Genomic DNA, 15,663 nt, shown 5'->3' on the forward strand with positions numbered 1-15,663 from the left:
CCCGCACGCACCGGAGGGTCCCGCGTCCGCGCGGGGCCCTCCCCGTGCGTTCCGACAGCGAATGCCCCCACCGGAAAAGGTTATAACGATTCGACATTCGAATTGGCCGTCAATGCCCCGTAGAAATCGAACTCCGGTTGTCGAAGGGGTGTCATGATCGCCGTCGTTCGGTTAAGGTCCTGAGTCAGTTGAAGCAGTTCGGCCATCCGGACCGGAAAGCCGGACTTCACCACCGGTGCGACCACACCTATTCGTCGCGCCCGAATTCCCGGAAAGGGGACAGCCATGAAGATGATCAAGGCGATCGTGAAGAAGTTCAAGCGTGACGAGGACCTCGCCAACCACGCGTGGGTTCTGCACGTCATCTGATGCACCACGGCCGGTGGGGCGGCAGCAGTACCGCCGCCCCACCGGCGCCGCATTTCATCGCTATTCCCACGGAGGCGGGATCCTCGTGCAAGAAATGGCGCCGGAAACGGTCCGCGAACATTCCGTCGTCTACGCCCCGCGAATTCAGGACCTCCTGGCCCGGGACGCGAAGGTGTTCCGCGTCGACGCCACCACGGTCGGCGTCGCCGACGCCCGGCTGATGGCCGAAATCGTGGCCGCCCGCCCGGTGCTCCAGACCGAGCGCTCCGTCTACAAGCCCGCCGCGGGTGCCGACATCCCCCACGACAGCGCGACCAGGACGATCCGCGCCCTGGGGCAGGACGTCATGGCGGGCATCCGCAAGCCACCGCCCCCGGCCGGCGGGCTGGCCGGCGCCTGGCCGTACGCGCCCACCTCGTACCTGCGCCGGTGGCTGTTCGGATCCGACCCGCTGCCGGTCTCCCTGCTGGCCAGGCGCGGCATCACCCGCTCCGACACCCTCTCCCGGCTCGTCGACCGGGCCGTCACCACCTGGCCGGGCGGCGCGGGCGGGAACCGGAGCAGGAACGGCAACGTCAACGGCGACCGGAGCGGGGACGGCACCGGGGCCGACCACCCGCCCACCGCCATGGCCGGACTGATCCGCGGCGCCGACGACCCGTTGGAGCGCAGACAGGCCGTCGCCATGTACCGGCGGGCCTCCGCCACCCTCTGCGACGGCGTGGCCGCCCTGGCCGGCAACGCCCTGTGGCTGCTGCGGACGGCACCCGAACCCCGCCAGGACCTCACCGCCGTCCTGTGGGAGACCCTGCGGCTGCTCCCGCCCGCGTGGATGCTCTACCGCAACGGCGGGGACGCCTACGCCGGGCTGCACCCGGAGATCCGCCCCGAGGACAACGTCGCACTGCTCCCCCTGCTGATGCACCGCCACCCGGACTACTGGTCCGACCCGCTGGAGTTCCGGCCGCGGCGGTGGGACGGGGTCGCCGACCCGGAGAAGACCCCCGGGTTCATGCCGTTCGGCTTCGACGGCGCCCGCTGCTGGGCCAAGCACCTGGTCGTCCCGCTGGCCGAACGCCTGCTCACCGTCGCCCTCGACCACGGCCTCACCATCCGCAGCCCCCGGCAGGACGCACCCGTCCCGCTGCGCTCACTGCTCTCCGTACGGTTCGAGGCCTCCGTCGGCCGCTGAACCGGCCGGCCCTCCCGACAGCTCTGGACACCCCATGGAATCGCCCACGCTCGCCGACTGGGTCGGCGACCTCGCAGGCTTCGCCGACCACCGGTGGCAGCGCGAACCCGCCGTCTTCACCCCCGCCCGGCCCGCCTCGCCGTTCGACCTCGACGCACTGGACGCCGCCTTCGACAGCGGGCTGCTGCGCGCCCCGTACCTGGAGCTGGTCCGCTCCGACAAGGTGGTCGTCCCGGCCGAGGCCTTCACCACCTCCCGCACCGTCAACGGCACCACCCACCACGGCTTCGCCGACCGCGCCAAGGTGCTCGCACTGCTGCGCACCGGGGCGACGCTGCTGCTGCGCTGCGTCGACCAGTGGCACGGCCCGACCGCGGACCTGGTGGCCCGGCTCTCCGAGGAGCTGGACCGGCGGGTGGAGGCGTTCTTCTTCCTCACCCCGGTCGGCGGCCAGGGCCTCGCGGTGCACCGCGACGACGCCGACGTGTTCGTCCTCCAGGTCTCCGGGCGCAAGACCTGGTACGTCCACGACGCACCGGCCGCCGCCGAGTGGTCGCTGGGCGAACTCCCCGACGGCGAACGCTCGGCGCAGCGCCTGAACACCGTCCTCGGGCCCGGCGACGTGCTCTACGTCCCGCGCGCCTTCGCCCACCGCGCGGTGGGCGCCGAGGGACTGTCCGGCCACCTGTCGCTGACGGTCCGCGACCTCTCCGTCCCGGACCTGCGGGCGGCCCTGGACCAGCTGCTCGCCGAAGGGCTGGCGCTGCCGACCCGCCCGCTGGGCGAGCCCGCGATCGCCGCCGCCGGGGCCACCCTGCTCGACCACGCCCGGGCCCGGCTCGACGGCATCACCCCGGAGCAGCTGCTGCGCGCCGCCCGGACGGGCCGGGCCCGGCCACCGGCCGCCACGGGCGCGGGCACGGGCACGGGCACCGACACGGGCGCGGGCACGGGCACAGGCACCGCCACGGGCACGGGCGCGGGCACCGACACGGGTGCGGACACCTTCGCCGGGACGGCCCGGGACTGGGCGGACGACGCCCCCGCGGGCGGGCCCGCCGGGCGCACCTGGCGACGGCTACGGGCCGTGGCCCGCAACGGGCGCTGAGCCGTCGGCCGACCCGTCGGGCCGCGGCGGCCCGGCAGGGTCAGTCGACGGGCGGGAACACCACGTGCTCCCCGCCCCGGACCACGAACCGCCAGCACTCCTCGACCTTCGAACTGGTCGGCAGGACGTCGATCCTGAGCTCGTGCTCCAGGGTGATCCGCAGGTCGCCCTCCGGCGCCCGCTCCACCGACAGCACCCGGGGCGAGCGCCGCGCCAGGAACTCCCGCAGCGCGTCCGCCCCGGTGTCGTAGGCGAGGCGGTCGCCGCCCCCGCCCGGCACCAGGTCGTCGGAGCCGAGGTACACCTCCCCGCACTGGACGATCCGGAACGGGCACTGGGCGTGCACGGCGTACCGGCTGCCCGTCGACACCTCCCCGCCGTCGCCCAGCGGCCAGGAGACCGTCCCGCCGAAGTCGACGACGCCCATGCCGCCGAACCGGTGGACGTTCACCCACACTTCGCCGACCAGGCGTTGCAGCAGCTCGTCCTCGTCCTCGTCCGTCACGTCCGGTTCGGGTTCCCCGTTGTTCAGCATGCCGTCATCGTCGTGCATCGGGGCCCGTCCGTCGCCCGAATTCCGGCCCGTCGGGCGGGCGGTGGGGAGCCGCCCGCCCGACGGGGTCACCGGATCGGACCCTGGCTCGGGGCTCGGCTCGGGCCCGGGGTCAGGCCCCGGCTCCGGCCCCGGCCGGCCGGGGCCGGTCCGTCGCCGAGCGCTGGGCGGGGACGGCGCGGTCACGCTGGAGGTCCAGCAGCTCACGGAACAACCCGTCCGGACGGGCGGCGAGTTCGGCCCAGGTGCCGGTCTGGACGATGCTGCCCTTGTCCATCACGATCACCCGGTCGGCGACCGCCGCGTTGGCGATGTTGTGGGTCACCAGCAGGGTGATCCGGCCCTCGGCGAGGCCGCGCAGGGCGTGCAGGATGCGGTGCTCGGCACGCGGGTCGAGGTCCGAGGTGGGCTCGTCCAGGATCAGCAGTCCGGGGCTGCGCACCGTGCGGTACAGGGCCCGGGCGACGGCCGCGCGCTGCCAGCCGCCGCCGGACAGCTCGGCGCCGCCCCACCACCCCTGGGCGAGCAGGGTGCGCCAGCCCGAGCGCAGCCGGGCGACCGTCTCGTCGAAACCGGTCCGGGCGGCGGCCTCCACCACGTCCGCCATCCACCGCTCGGTGAGGTGGCCCAGGTGGACGTTCTCGGCGGCGCCGAGCGGCCAGCGGGCGAACTCCTGCGGCACCCGGGCGACCCGGGACCACATGCCGTCCGCGTCCAGTTCCTCCACCGGCACGCCGTCCCAGGTGATCCGGCCGGACTGCGGCAGGTAGAGGCCGGAGAGCAGCTTGAGCAGGGTCGACTTGCCGCTGCCGTTCTGCCCGATCACGGCCACCACCTCGCCGGCCCGCAGGGTCAGGCTGACCCCGCGCAGGGCGGGCTCCTGCTGCTCGCCAGGGTAGGCGTGGCTCAGGTCGGTCACCTCGACCAACTGCGGTGCGCCCGGGACCAGTTCGCCGCGGTCGATGCGGTGGCCGCCGGCCTCGTCCAGGAAGGTGAAGTAGTCGTCCAGGTAGAGGCCCATCCGGTACAGCCGGGCGCCGTTGCCGACCAGGCCCTGCAGCCCGGAGGAGGCGGTGCGCAGCGCGAAGGTGGCGGTGCCGGCGGCGGCGAGGTCGATCCGGCCGGAGGCCACCAGGTAGAGCAGGGTGCCCCAGATCAGCGCGCTGCCGGCCCCGGTGCCGAGCGCGGCCAGCAGCGAGACCTTGGCCGCCTGCCGGGTGGCCCGGTCGGTGGCGGCGACGATCTTGGCCTCGGCGCGGCGGTACTTGGCCATCAGGAACGGCGTGACCTGGTCCGAACGGACCTGGTCGGCGCGGGTCTTGTCGATCAGGAACCAGCGGTAGACGCGCAGCGCGCCGCGGTCCTCGTTGGTGACCACCGCGGCCAGGTAGTGGATCCGGGCGGTACGGACGGCGGCGACGGCGGTCGGCACCGAGCCGAGCAGCAGCAGCGGCACCAGCCAGGGGTGGAGCGTCGCCAGCACGCCCGCGGCGGCGGCCAGCGAGACGGTGGAGGCGATCACGTCCTGGGCGTTGGAGAGCAGGTCGGGCGTGGTGGAGGCGCCCCGGTCGGCGGCCTCCCACTGCTCGTTGTAGGCGGGTTCGTCGTACGCCTCCAGCTCGGCGGCGCACCCGGCGGCGATCAGCGCCAGCTCCGCCTCCCGGGTGATCCGGGGCGACACCCGACCGGACAGGCCCACCACCGCGATGCCCAGGACGGCCCGCAGCCCGGCCGAGGCGGTCAGCAGGAGCAGGGAGGGCGTGGCGGTGCGCAGGTGGTCGGCCACCGGTCCGGGGACCAGCAGGGCGCCCAGGGTGCCGGTGGTGGCGTACAGCGCGAGCGCCCCGGCGACCCCGGCCAGCGCCTGGCAGACCAGCAGCAGCACGGTGGACGTGCGGTCCGCCGCCCAGGCCAGCGCCAGCGCCCGGCGGACCAGGTGGGGCAGGCGGCGCAGCATCGCGCCGGTGGACATCGAGGCGCCGGCCTCGGCGCGGCGGTCGCCGGGGAAGCGCAGGCGCAGCTCCTCGTCGTGCTCTGCCCCGGCCGGGGGCTTCTCGGCCAGGGGCTTCGTGGGCTTCACGACCTGTTTCGACACGGGGTTCCTCCCAGGTACGGCGGCCGTCGGCCGCAGCGGTCCCGCACGCGGGCAGCCCTCGGCGCCGGATGGGCACGGTGGGTCGGCAGCGGTGCCGGTGGGCACTCTGCGAAGGGCTGGCTCTCGGTGCGGACCCCGATCCTGGCAGCGGCCGACGGGCCCGCTCGGCGTGTCCCGTCCGCTCTCACCCGATCCGGGCGATTCCGTGTCGGCGTCGGCGAGTTGGTGGATGTCGATCACCGGGGAGGTCCGCGATGTTCGATTCGGGCCGGGCCCGGGCGGACCACCCGCGGGTGATCCGCTCATCGGATGACCACCCCCATCGGGCCGGGTCGACGGGCCGCCTCCTGCGGCCGGGTCCGCGGGCCGGTTCCTGTGGCCGGGTCGCGCGGCGGCGGTCACGATGGAGGACGAGCCGAGCCCAGTCCGATCGGAGTGCGATGAGCGAGCAGCACAATGTCGTCCTGCTGACCTTTCCCGACGGCGGGGCCTGGCGTCCCGCGTTCGAGGAGGCGCAGCACCTGCCGGGGCTGCGGTACGCGGCGGCGATGGAGCGCAGTGCCGACGGCCTGCTGGAGATCAAGGACACGTTCACCCGGGGCGCCGGGGTGGCCACGGTCGGCTCGGGCGTGCTGGGCGGCCTGGTGGGGCTGCTCGGCGGGCCCGTGGGGGTGCTGCTGGGCTTCGCGGCGGGCGCGGCGCTCGGCAACGCGGCCGAGGAGCACGCGGCGTCGGAGGGCGGCGCCGCGCTGATCGTGCTGTCGCCCCGGGTGCCGGACGGCGGGGCGCTGGTCGCCGTGGAGGTGCGGGAGGCCTCGCCCGGGCCGGTGGACGAGCTGGCCGCCAAGCACGGGGCTGGCGTCGAGCGGATCGACGAGCACGCCTTCACCGAGCAGGTCCGGGCGGCGGAGCGGAAGGCCGAACAGGGCCGGGCGGACGACGGGTCCTGACCCCCTGGCCCGCCCGGGGCCTCACTCCTCCCGCAGGGCGGGCGTGCCGCCGCGTCCGCCGTCCGCCGTCCGCCGCAACTTCCGTACCGCGCCGGACGTACGGCCGCCGGTGTCATCCTTGCGAGGTAGTCGCCAGGTGCAGCGCCTACCGCCATTCGCCGGGCTGTCCCCGGCGGCGGCCGACCGCCACAATGACCCGGTGATCAACCACCCCACCGTGCGACGGCTGCTGGACGGCGGCGCCGACGACGCGCCGCCCCCGCCCCGGCCCACCCGGCGTGGCCAGGCCCTCGACCTGGCCCTGGCCCTGCTCCTGGCCTCCGTCTGCGCCCGCTACGCCACCGTCGCGGCCCGCGCGCACAGCCAGGACGGCACGCACTGGCACGGATCGCCCTGGACCGGGTTGCTGCTGCTGGCCCCCTTCGTCCCGCTGCCGCTGGCCTTGCGCCGGCGCCACCCGCTGGCGGTGCTGTGGACGGTGCTGCCGGCCGCGCTGCTGGTGCGGTCGCAGCACGAGGACATCGCGTTCTGGGCGGGCGTGGTGGTGATCGTCGCCGCCTACAGCGCGGCCGCGTACGGGCGCCGCCCGAGGGCCGTGCTGATCGGCCTGGCGGCCGCCGCCGCCGCGCTCGTGGCGCTCTTCGACGACGCCAAGCTGCCGAGGTTCCCGAACTCGGTGATCGCCGTGCTCGTCCTGGTGCCGGTGCTCGCGGTGGCCTACGAACGGCGGATGTGGCGGCGCCGGGTGGCGGAGGGCCGGGAGCGGCTGTCCGCCCTGGAGCGCGAGCAGCTGGCCGCGCTGGACCGTGCGGTGGAGCTGGAACGGGCGCGCATCGCCCGGGAGTTGCACGACGTGGTGACCCACAACGTGAGCATGATGACGATCCAGGCCGGGGCCGCCCGCAAGATCCTGGACACCGCTCCGGACCGGGCCCGCGAGGCGATGGCCGCGGTGGAGGCCGGCGGGCGCGCGGCGATGACCGAACTGCGCCAGGTGATGGGCCTGTTGACCATCGACTCGGAGACCGGCGACGATCCCGCGGCCGCCGCCGACCTCAGCCCGCAGCCCGGCCTCGGCCGGCTCGACTCCCTGGTGGAGGGCGTGCGCCGGGCCGGCCTGCCGGTGGAGCTGACGGTGCGCGGGGAGCGCCGGCCCGTCCCGCCCGGGGTCGAGCTGGCCGCCTACCGGGTCGTCCAGGAGGCGCTCACCAACACCGTCAAGCACGCGGGCGGCGCCGACGCCGCGGTGACCGTCGACTACGCCGCCGACCAGCTCACGGTGGAGGTCACCGACACCGGCGGCCGCCCCACCGGTGCCGCCGCCACCGGCAACGGGCGCGGCCTGCTCGGCCTGCGCGAACGCCTCGCCGTCCACGGCGGCACCCTGCACACCGGCCCCCGGCCGCGCGGCGGTTACCGCGTCAAGGCCTCGATACCGCTGGAGAGTTGAGAGTTGACAGACGTCGTGGAGCAGCAACCGATCCGCGTGGTGGTCGCCGACGACCAGGCCCTGGTCCGGATCGGCTTCCGGCTGATCCTGGAGTCCGAGGGGATCGAGGTGGTCGCCGAGGCCGAGGACGGTGAGCAGGCCGTCGCCGCCGTCCGCCGCAACCGGCCGGACGTGGTGCTGATGGACATCCGGATGCCCGGCCTGGACGGCCTGGAGGCCACCCGGCGGATCCTCGCGGACCGCGCCGCCGACGCGCCCCGGATCATCATGCTGACCACCTTCGACCTGGACCACTACGTCTACGCCGCGATGGCCGCCGGGGCCAGCGGCTTCCTGCTCAAGGACGTCACCCCGGAGCACCTGGCCGCCGCCGTCCGGCTGGTCCGCACCGGGGACGCCCTGCTCGCCCCGGCGATCACCCGGCGGCTGGTCGAGCGCTTCGCCCGCCCGGCCGCGCCCGAGGCGGCCGCCCCGCACCGCGAGCTGGCCACCCTCACCCCGCGCGAGCTGGAGGTGATGGGGCTGCTGGCCCGCGGCCTCAGCAACGCCGAGCTGGCCGGCCGGCTGCAGCTCTCCGAGGCGACGGTGAAGACCCATGTGGCCCGGATCCTGGGCAAGCTGGGGCTGCGGGACCGGGCCCAGGTGGTGGTCGCGGCGTACGAGACCGGGCTGGTCAGCGTGGGCGCACCGGGAGCGCCGTAACGGCGGAGCGGAGTCCGGGGCACCGTACCGGCGGATGGCCGCCGGGAGCAGCGGAGCGGAGTTCGGAGCGCCGTAACCACGCGCGGGAGCCCGGGGGTTCGACGAACCCCCGGGCTCCCGCCGCCTTGGACTACCGCGTCACACCAGGTCGAAGCGGTCCGCGTTCATGACCTTGACCCAGGCCGCGACGAAGTCCGCCACGAACTTCTCCTTGGCGTCGTCGGCCGCGTACACCTCGGCGACGGCCCGCAGTTCGGAGTTCGAGCCGAACACCAGGTCGGCGCGGGTACCGGTCCACTTGACCGCACCGGAGGCGTCCCGGCCCTCGAAGGTGTGGGCGTCCTCCGAGGTGGCGGACCAACTGGTGCCCAGGTCCAGCAGGTTGACGAAGAAGTCGTTCGTCAGGACGCCCGGGGTCTCGGTCAGCACACCGTGCGCGGACTGCTGGTGGTTGGCGCCCAGCACGCGCAGACCGCCGACCAGCACGGTCAGTTCGGGCGCACTCAGGCCCAGCAGGTTCGCCTTGTCGAGCAGCAGGTACTCGGCCGGCAGCCGGTTGCCCTTGCCGACCCAGTTGCGGAAGCCGTCCGCCTTGGGCTCCAGCGCGGCGAAGGACTCGACGTCGGTGAGCTCCTGCGGGGCGTCCACCCGGCCGGCCGCGAACGGCACCTCGACGGCCAGCCCGGCCGCCTTGGCCGCCTGCTCGACGCCGACGCCGCCGGCCAGCACCACCAGGTCCGCGAGCGAGACCTGCTTGTCGCCGGCCTGCGCGTTGAAGTCCCGCTGCACGCCCTCCAGCGCCCGCAGCACACCGGCCAGCCGGTCCGGCTCGTTGACCTCCCAGCCGGCCTGCGGCTGCAGCCGGATCCGGCCGCCGTTGGCCCCGCCGCGCTTGTCGCTGCTGCGGAAGGAGGAGGCCGCGGCCCAGGCGGTGGAGACCAGCTCGGAGACCGACAGGCCGGTCTCGGCGATCCGCCGCTTGAGGTCGGCGACGTCCGCGGCACCGATCTGCTGGTACGAGACGGCCGGCAGCGGGTCCTGCCAGAGCAGGTGCTCGCTCGGGACCTCCGGGCCGAGGTAGCGCACGACCGGGCCCATGTCGCGGTGGGTCAGCTTGTACCAGGCGCGGGCGAAGGCGTCGGCGAACTCCGCCGGGTTCTCCAGGAAGCGGCGGGAGATCGGCTCGTACACCGGGTCGAAGCGCAGCGACAGGTCGGTGGTGAGCATGATCGGGGTGTGCCGCTTGGCCGGGTCGTGGGCGTCCGGCACGGTGCCCTCGCCGGCGCCGTCCTTCGGCTTCCACTGGTGGGCGCCGGCCGGGCTCTTGGTGAGCTCCCACTCGTAGCCGAACAGCGTCTCGAAGAAGCTGTTGTCCCAGGTGATCGGGGTGGCCGTCCAGGTGCCCTCGAGGCCGCTGGTGATGGCGTCGCCGCCGACGCCGGTGCCGTAGCGGCTCTTCCAGCCGAGGCCCTGCTGCTCCATCGGCGCGGCCTCCGGGTCCGGGCCGACGTTGTCCGCCGGGCCGGCGCCGTGGGTCTTGCCGAAGGTGTGGCCGCCGGCGATCAGCGCGACGGTCTCCTCGTCGTTCATCGCCATCCGGTAGAAGGTCTCGCGGATGTCGCGGGCGGCGGCGATCGGGTCCGGGTTGCCGTTGGGGCCCTCGGGGTTGACGTAGATCAGGCCCATCTGGACGGCGGCCAGCGGGCTCTCCAGCTCGCGGTCGCCGGTGTAGCGCTCGTCGCCGAGCCAGGTGGTCTCGGGGCCCCAGTAGACGTCCTCGTCGGGCTCCCACTCGTCGACCCGGCCACCGCCGAAGCCGAAGGTCTCGAAGCCCATGCCCTCCAGCGCGACGTTGCCGGTCAGGACGATCAGGTCGGCCCAGGACAGGCTGCGCCCGTACTTCTTCTTCACCGGCCACAGCAGTCGGCGGGCCTTGTCCAGGCTGGCGTTGTCCGGCCAGCTGTTCAGCGGGGCGAAGCGCTGCTGGCCGCCGCCGGCACCGCCACGGCCGTCACTGATCCGGTAGGTGCCGGCGCTGTGCCAGGCCATCCGGATCATGAACGGGCCGTAGTGGCCGAAGTCGGCCGGCCACCAGGGCTGCGAGGTGGTGAGCACCTCCTGGATGTCCCGCTTGACGGCCGCGAGGTCGAGGGCGCTGAACGCCGCGGCGTAGTCGAAGTCCGCGCCGAGCGGGTTGGCGACGGCGGGGTTCTTGGCGAGGATCTTGAGGTTCAGCCGCTCCGGCCACCACTGGCGGTTCCCGCCGCCCTGGGTCGGGTGGAGCGCGCGCCCGTGATCGACCGGGCAGCCGCCCGCGCTCGCCTCTACAACGGTTGCATCGTGGTTCTCAGACATGGGAATCCTTCCGTACAAGGCGGATCACGGTGTCTATCTGCTACCTACGGCACCTACTGCTACTGCCTGCTCCTGCTGCGGCTGCGCTGGCCGCGTGTGCAGGATGTGCACTGCTGCTACCCAGGCTAGCGCCGGAGCCGATCCTACGATGGACGGAATCCAAGTCAAGAAAGGCACCAAGCCCGTACCCGATCGGGAACCGGAGCAGCCTGGCTGTTGGTTGGTAAACTCCGGTCTTCCCCCATGACCCGAATAGGTGAACCGTGATGAGTGACCTGCTGGAGCGGCTGCGCGAGCGCGGCTGGCGCCTCACCTCCCAGCGGCGTGTCGTGGCCGAGGTCCTGGACGGCGAGCACGTGCACCTGACCGCCGACGAGGTGCACGCCCGCGCGGCCGAGCGCCTCCCGGAGATCTCCCGCGCGACCGTCTACAACACCCTCGGCGAGCTGGTCACCCTCGGTGAGGTCATCGAGGTGTCCACGGACGGGCGCGCCAAGCGCTACGACCCCAACGCCCACCACCCGCACCAGCACCTGGTCTGCACCGGCTGCGGGGCCATCCGCGACGTCCACCCCCTCGGCGACCCGCTCGCCGACCTCCCGGCGGAGCAGCGGTTCGGCTTCGCCGTCTCGGGCGCCGAGGTCACCTACCGGGGCCTCTGCCCGGCCTGCGCGGGCTGAGCCTCCGGGACCGGGGTGGCCGGGCGCACGCGTCACCCCGGGACCGTCCAGCGCACCGGCAGGCTCTTGAGCCCGTTCTGGAAGTTGGACACCAGGCGCCGCGGCGGCCGCTCCGGGTCCAGCTCCAGCCCCGGCAGGCGGTCGAGCAGGTGGCGCAGCGCCGACCGCAGCTGCAGCCGGGCGAGCTGGGCGCCGACGCAGAAGTGCGGGCCGTACCCGAAGCTCACGTGGTCGTTCGGGGTGCGCGAGACGTCGAAGCGGTCCGGCTCCGCGAACACGGCCGCGTCCCGGTTCGCCGAGGCGTGGTACACCACCACCTTGTCGCCCCGGCGGACCGGCTGCCCGGCGATCCGGGTGTCCCGGGTCGCGGTGCGGCGGAAGTGCACCACGGGCGGCCAGCAGCGCAGCATCTCCTCCACCGCGGACGGGATCAACTCCGGCCGCTCGCACAGGAGTCGGTACTGGTCCGGATGCCCGAGCAGGGTCAGCAGGCCGCCCGGCAGGCCGTTGCGCACGGTCTCGTTCCCGGCGACGGCGAAGAGGAAGAACATCGTCTCGAACTCCTCGGCCGTCAGCCCCGCCCCGAGCATCCGGGCCAGCACGCCGTCCGGGCCGGGCCGGCGGGCCAGGCCGTGCGCGTAGGCGAACATGTCGGCCAGCGCGGCCCGCGAACGCGGGTTGACCGGACGGCCGTCCGGGGTGGTCCGGGCCGTCGGACGGTGGGCGAGGGCGGCCCGGCCGAGGTCGGTCAGCGCTGCCGGGTCGACCGTGCTCGCGTGGGCGTAGTCGGCGTCCTGGTAGCCGATCACCCGGTTCGCCCAGTCGAGCAGCAGGCCGCGGTCCTGCTCCGGCACGCCCATCACCCGGGCCAGCGTCCACACCGGCAGGTCCGCCGCCATCGCCGTGAAGTCGGCCGCCCCGGCGGGCCGGACGGCCTCCACCAGCTCGCGCGCCCGGCCGTCCACCGCCGCCGCCAGCTCGGCCAGGGCGCGCGGGGTGAACGCGGCGGCGACGATCCGGCGCAGCCGGGCGTGGTCCGGCGGGTCCTGGTTGAGCATCATGGTGCGGACGAAGGCCAGGTCGGCGGGGGTGTCCGGGTCGCGGATCTGGGTCGCCCCGAGGTGCGAGGAGAACAGCTCCGGGCTGCGCAGCACGTGCTTCACGTCCGCGTGCCGCAGCACCGCCCAGTAGCCCGCCCCGGGCGGCCAGTCCCCCACCGCCGGCTCCTCCACCCAGCAGACCGGCGCCGCCGCGCGCAGCTCGCGGAACAGCCCGTACGGCACGCCCTCGGCGTACGTGTCGGGCAGGAAGATCCGGTTCACCCTCGCCTGGTCCGCGCCCATGGTGACCGACCGTACGCCGCGGCCCGGCGCTCCGCCAGCAGTCCGCCGGCAGTCCGCCGACGGTGGCCGACAGTTGGCGGGTGACGCGGTACGTCGCGGTTGCGGCGATCAACGGGCGGGATCCCGTAAGGTCGGCCAATGGCCAAGTACTTCGACGTGCACCCCGAGTCCCCCCAGCCGCGCACCATCAGCACCGTGGCCGACAGCCTCCGCTCCGGGGCCCTCATCGCGTACCCGACCGACTCCTGCTTCGCGCTCGGCTGCCGCCTGGACAACCGCGACGGGCTCGAGCGGATCCGGTCCATCCGGCGCCTCGACGAGCGCCACCACTTCACCCTGGTGTGCGAGGACTTCGCCCAGCTGGGGCAGTTCGTCCAGCTCGACAACAACGTCTTCCGGGCCGTCAAGGCCGCGACGCCGGGCAGCTACACCTTCATCCTCCCCGCCACCAAGGAGGTGCCGCGCCGGCTCATGCACCCCAAGAAGAAGACCGTCGGGGTCCGGATCCCCGACCACGCCGTCACCCGGGCGCTGCTCGCCGAACTCGGCGAGCCCCTCCTCTCCAGCACCCTGATCCTCCCCGGCGAGGACGAGCCGATGACCCAGGGCTGGGAGATCAAGGAACGCCTCGACCACGTGCTGGACGCCGTGGTGGACTCCGGCGACTGCGGCACCGAGCCGACCACGGTCATCGACTACTCCAGCGGCGAGGCCGAGATCACCCGCCGGGGGGCCGGCGACACCGCGCGCTTCGAGTGACAGCCCACCAGCCGGCAGCCGGGCGCGCGGGGGCCCGGCGGGCCCGCGCTCAGCGGTGGCGGAGGTCCACGAACGAGCCCACCAGCCCGCCGAGTGCGACCGCCGGGATCACCGACGCGTCCCACGGCTGACCGCCCGCCAGTCCGGAGGCCACCACCAGGGCGGCGACCGCCAGCGCCGTCGCCACCGCGGGGAGCGACTGCGGAATCAGCGGCGAGGGCTTGCCGTTTCGCCGCCCGCGGGCCAGTTTGATGACGAGCAGGAGCACTGCTACTGCGAGCAGTGGCGGCACCATGTCGTGGGTCATGCCGCCAGGATGTCATGGACGGTGATGAGTTGATCGAGTTGGGTGGGGTCATCGGTCCGCAGGAAGGCCGCCTCGACGGCCAGTTGGAGCTCGGGCCCACGCAGCCAGGCCGCGAAGGTCCGGTACGCGGCGCCCCGTTCGTCCCAAAAGGCGTCCCGCGGTTCGAGCTCACCGCCGAGGGCGAACTCGTACAGGCGCTCCACGGCCACGGGGTCCGTGAACCGGGCCCATTCTGCTAGCCGGCCGCCGGTCCCGTCCGGATCGGCGGCCCCCAGGGCGCAGAGCACGGCGTCGGCGTCCCACCACTGCCCGGCGTCGTGCAGGACGTCGAGCCACAGGGCGTCGAGGAGCCGGCGCAGGTACGGCGCCTCCGGCCAGTCCTGCCAGCCGGCCTGCGCCAGCTTGCGGCCGACCAACGGCAGCTCGGGCCAGGCGAGTTCGCCGGTCAGGACGAGCTGGAGGATGCGCGGCAGGAAGTAGCGCAGGTCGGCGGGCGCGCCGACGGTGTTCAGCACGGAGGCGGCGTAGGGGCCGAGCTCCCCGGGCGTCAGCTGCTCGCGGGGCGTGCGCAGGAGGCGGTCCAGCCCGGCCCGGGAGGCACAGCAGGGGCAGCCGTCGATCCGGCTCGGCCGCGGGGCGGTCGAGAACGCCTCGGGGAGACCGGCGAGGAGGCGATCCAGCACCGTCAACGGGTGACCTCCCAGGAGAGCAGCAGGCGGAGAGCGTCGTCGGAGGGGGTGTCCGGGTCGGCGGTGTAGGTGATGAGGGCCTGGTCGGGGTCGTCGGCGGGGCGGAGGGTCTCGTAGGCCAGTTCCAGGGGGCCGACGACGGGGTGGTGGAAGCGCTTGCGGCCGGAGGTCTTGTCGGCGACCGGGTGGTCCGCCCACATCCGGTGGAACTCCGGACTGCCGAGGCAGAGTTGGCCGATGAGTTCGGCGAGCCGGGGGTCGTCGGGGCGGCGGCCGGCCTCGAGGTGGAGGAAGGCGGTGTTCTCCCGGGCGCAGGTGGTCCAGTCGGCGTAGAGGTCGCGGGAGGCCGGGTCGAGGAAGGTGATCCGGGCGATGTTGCGGTGCTCGGGCGGGAGGGCCCCGTAGTCGCCGAAGAGGGCGGTGGCGGCCCGGTTCCAGGCCAGGATGTCCATCCGGTGGCCCATGACCACGGCGGGGGTGTGGTCGAGGCGGTCGAGGAGGCGCAGCAGGGAGGGCCGGGGCTGCTGGCGGGCGGGGCGGCCGCGGTGGGCGCGGTCGGCGGGGCGGGCGAGGCGGTGGAGGTGGCCGGTCTCGTCGGGGGCGAGGCGCAGGGCCCGGGCGACGGCGTCGAGGACGGTGGTGGAGGGGTTGCCGACGCGGCCCTGTTCGAGGCGGGTGTAGTAGTCGACGCTGACGCCGGCCAGGTGGGCGAGTTCCTCGCGGCGCAGGCCGGCGACCCGGCGCAGGCCGCCGTAGTCGGGGAGGTCGACGTCCTCGGGGCGGCCCAGGCGGCCGAGCGGGACGTGGGCGCGGACGGTGAGCAGGCGGTCGCCGCCGTCTAGCCGTTCGGCGGCGCGGGCGAGGCGGCCGTCGTCGCGGCCGGTGACCACGACCCGGGCGCCGGTGCTGAGGAGGTGGCGGGCGGTGGCGAGGCCCATGCCGCTGGTGCCGCCGGTGACGAGGACGGTGGAGTCGTTCATGGGCCCCACCCTCACGGCGTGCGGCCGGGCGGTACCAGACCCGCGTCAACCCGGGGTTCCGGAGGACCACCCTGGGGTGGGGAACAGATCCGATCACCGCCTGGTTGGGGCAGGACGACGGCCAGTACGGC

The 15,663-nt window shown here is 74.2% G+C and carries 15 protein-coding genes; 7 read left to right on the forward strand and 8 right to left on the reverse strand.

The features are described 5' to 3' along the window. Positions 1 to 80: 80 nt before the first annotated feature. On the reverse strand, positions 81 to 320 hold the full coding sequence (locus tag ACIQWA_RS26190) for a hypothetical protein (RefSeq protein ID WP_402486492.1): 240 nt from the start codon (positions 318 to 320) through the stop codon (positions 81 to 83). Positions 321 to 463: 143 nt separating this feature from the next. On the opposite strand from ACIQWA_RS26190, the gene ACIQWA_RS26195 reads away from it, so the two are divergent. Together ACIQWA_RS26195 and ACIQWA_RS26200 are read left to right on the forward strand one after the other, a co-directional pair. Further along, positions 464 to 1,561, forward strand: a complete 1,098-nt coding sequence (locus ACIQWA_RS26195) for a cytochrome P450 (protein WP_402486495.1) — start codon at positions 464 to 466, stop codon at positions 1,559 to 1,561. Between the two features lie 34 nt (positions 1,562 to 1,595). After that, on the forward strand, positions 1,596 to 2,669 hold the full coding sequence (locus tag ACIQWA_RS26200; protein WP_402486498.1) for a JmjC domain-containing protein: 1,074 nt from the start codon (positions 1,596 to 1,598) through the stop codon (positions 2,667 to 2,669). Between the two features lie 40 nt (positions 2,670 to 2,709). On the opposite strand, the gene ACIQWA_RS26205 is transcribed toward ACIQWA_RS26200, so the two are convergent. Together ACIQWA_RS26205 and ACIQWA_RS26210 are read right to left on the reverse strand one after the other, a co-directional pair. After that, complete coding sequence (locus ACIQWA_RS26205) at positions 2,710 to 3,222, reverse strand: hypothetical protein (RefSeq protein ID WP_402486501.1); 513 nt, start codon at positions 3,220 to 3,222, stop codon at positions 2,710 to 2,712. Positions 3,223 to 3,334: 112 nt separating this feature from the next. After that, positions 3,335 to 5,302, reverse strand: coding sequence for an ATP-binding cassette domain-containing protein (locus tag ACIQWA_RS26210; protein ID WP_402486504.1), 1,968 nt, complete (start codon positions 5,300 to 5,302; stop codon positions 3,335 to 3,337). A gap of 455 nt (positions 5,303 to 5,757) precedes the next feature. Between ACIQWA_RS26210 and ACIQWA_RS26215 the strand changes: the two genes are divergently transcribed. The 3 genes from ACIQWA_RS26215 (at position 5,758) to ACIQWA_RS26225 (ending at position 8,419) form a co-directional block, all read left to right on the forward strand. Continuing rightward, positions 5,758 to 6,267, forward strand: coding sequence for a hypothetical protein (locus ACIQWA_RS26215; RefSeq protein ID WP_402486507.1), 510 nt, complete (start codon positions 5,758 to 5,760; stop codon positions 6,265 to 6,267). Positions 6,268 to 6,466: 199 nt separating this feature from the next. Continuing rightward, complete coding sequence (locus ACIQWA_RS26220) at positions 6,467 to 7,717, forward strand: sensor histidine kinase (RefSeq protein ID WP_402486511.1); 1,251 nt, start codon at positions 6,467 to 6,469, stop codon at positions 7,715 to 7,717. Positions 7,718 to 7,720: 3 nt separating this feature from the next. Further along, the gene (locus ACIQWA_RS26225; protein WP_402486514.1) at positions 7,721 to 8,419 is read left to right on the forward strand and encodes a response regulator; all 699 of its coding nucleotides are present in this window, start codon (positions 7,721 to 7,723) and stop codon (positions 8,417 to 8,419) included. A gap of 138 nt (positions 8,420 to 8,557) precedes the next feature. On the opposite strand, the gene katG is transcribed toward ACIQWA_RS26225, so the two are convergent. After that, positions 8,558 to 10,774 (reverse strand): catalase/peroxidase HPI, encoded by a 2,217-nt coding sequence (katG, locus tag ACIQWA_RS26230; protein WP_360238586.1) that lies wholly within the window; start codon positions 10,772 to 10,774, stop codon positions 8,558 to 8,560. Between the two features lie 266 nt (positions 10,775 to 11,040). Here katG and ACIQWA_RS26235 point away from each other — a divergent pair, with 266 nt between their 5' ends. Beyond that, a complete protein-coding gene (locus ACIQWA_RS26235; protein ID WP_360238584.1) occupies positions 11,041 to 11,454 on the forward strand; it encodes a Fur family transcriptional regulator in 414 nt (137 codons plus the stop codon). 32 nt (positions 11,455 to 11,486) lie between these two features. On the opposite strand, the gene ACIQWA_RS26240 is transcribed toward ACIQWA_RS26235, so the two are convergent. Beyond that, on the reverse strand, positions 11,487 to 12,797 hold the full coding sequence (locus ACIQWA_RS26240; protein WP_402486519.1) for a cytochrome P450: 1,311 nt from the start codon (positions 12,795 to 12,797) through the stop codon (positions 11,487 to 11,489). Positions 12,798 to 12,935: 138 nt separating this feature from the next. Between ACIQWA_RS26240 and ACIQWA_RS26245 the strand changes: the two genes are divergently transcribed. Continuing rightward, complete coding sequence (locus ACIQWA_RS26245; RefSeq protein WP_402486522.1) at positions 12,936 to 13,556, forward strand: L-threonylcarbamoyladenylate synthase; 621 nt, start codon at positions 12,936 to 12,938, stop codon at positions 13,554 to 13,556. A 49-nt stretch (positions 13,557 to 13,605) separates the two neighbouring features. Here the strand turns inward: ACIQWA_RS26245 and ACIQWA_RS26250 are convergent, their stop codons facing one another. From ACIQWA_RS26250 to ACIQWA_RS26260, 3 genes are read right to left on the reverse strand one after another with little or no spacing between them, the layout of a single operon-like run. Beyond that, positions 13,606 to 13,863: a hypothetical protein gene (locus tag ACIQWA_RS26250; protein WP_402486525.1), complete on the reverse strand. Its 258-nt coding sequence runs from the start codon at positions 13,861 to 13,863 to the stop codon at positions 13,606 to 13,608. Beyond that, a complete protein-coding gene (locus ACIQWA_RS26255) occupies positions 13,860 to 14,552 on the reverse strand; it encodes a hypothetical protein (RefSeq protein ID WP_402486528.1) in 693 nt (230 codons plus the stop codon). Before ACIQWA_RS26255 ends, ACIQWA_RS26250 begins: the two co-directional genes overlap by 4 nt. Beyond that, positions 14,549 to 15,532, reverse strand: a complete 984-nt coding sequence (locus tag ACIQWA_RS26260) for an SDR family NAD(P)-dependent oxidoreductase (RefSeq protein ID WP_402486530.1) — start codon at positions 15,530 to 15,532, stop codon at positions 14,549 to 14,551. Before ACIQWA_RS26260 ends, ACIQWA_RS26255 begins: the two co-directional genes overlap by 4 nt. Between the last annotated feature and the right edge of the window lie 131 nt (positions 15,533 to 15,663).

Origin of the sequence: Kitasatospora sp. NPDC098652 (assembly GCF_044760155.1) — a bacterium.
Lineage (GTDB): Bacteria > Actinomycetota > Actinomycetes > Streptomycetales > Streptomycetaceae > Kitasatospora.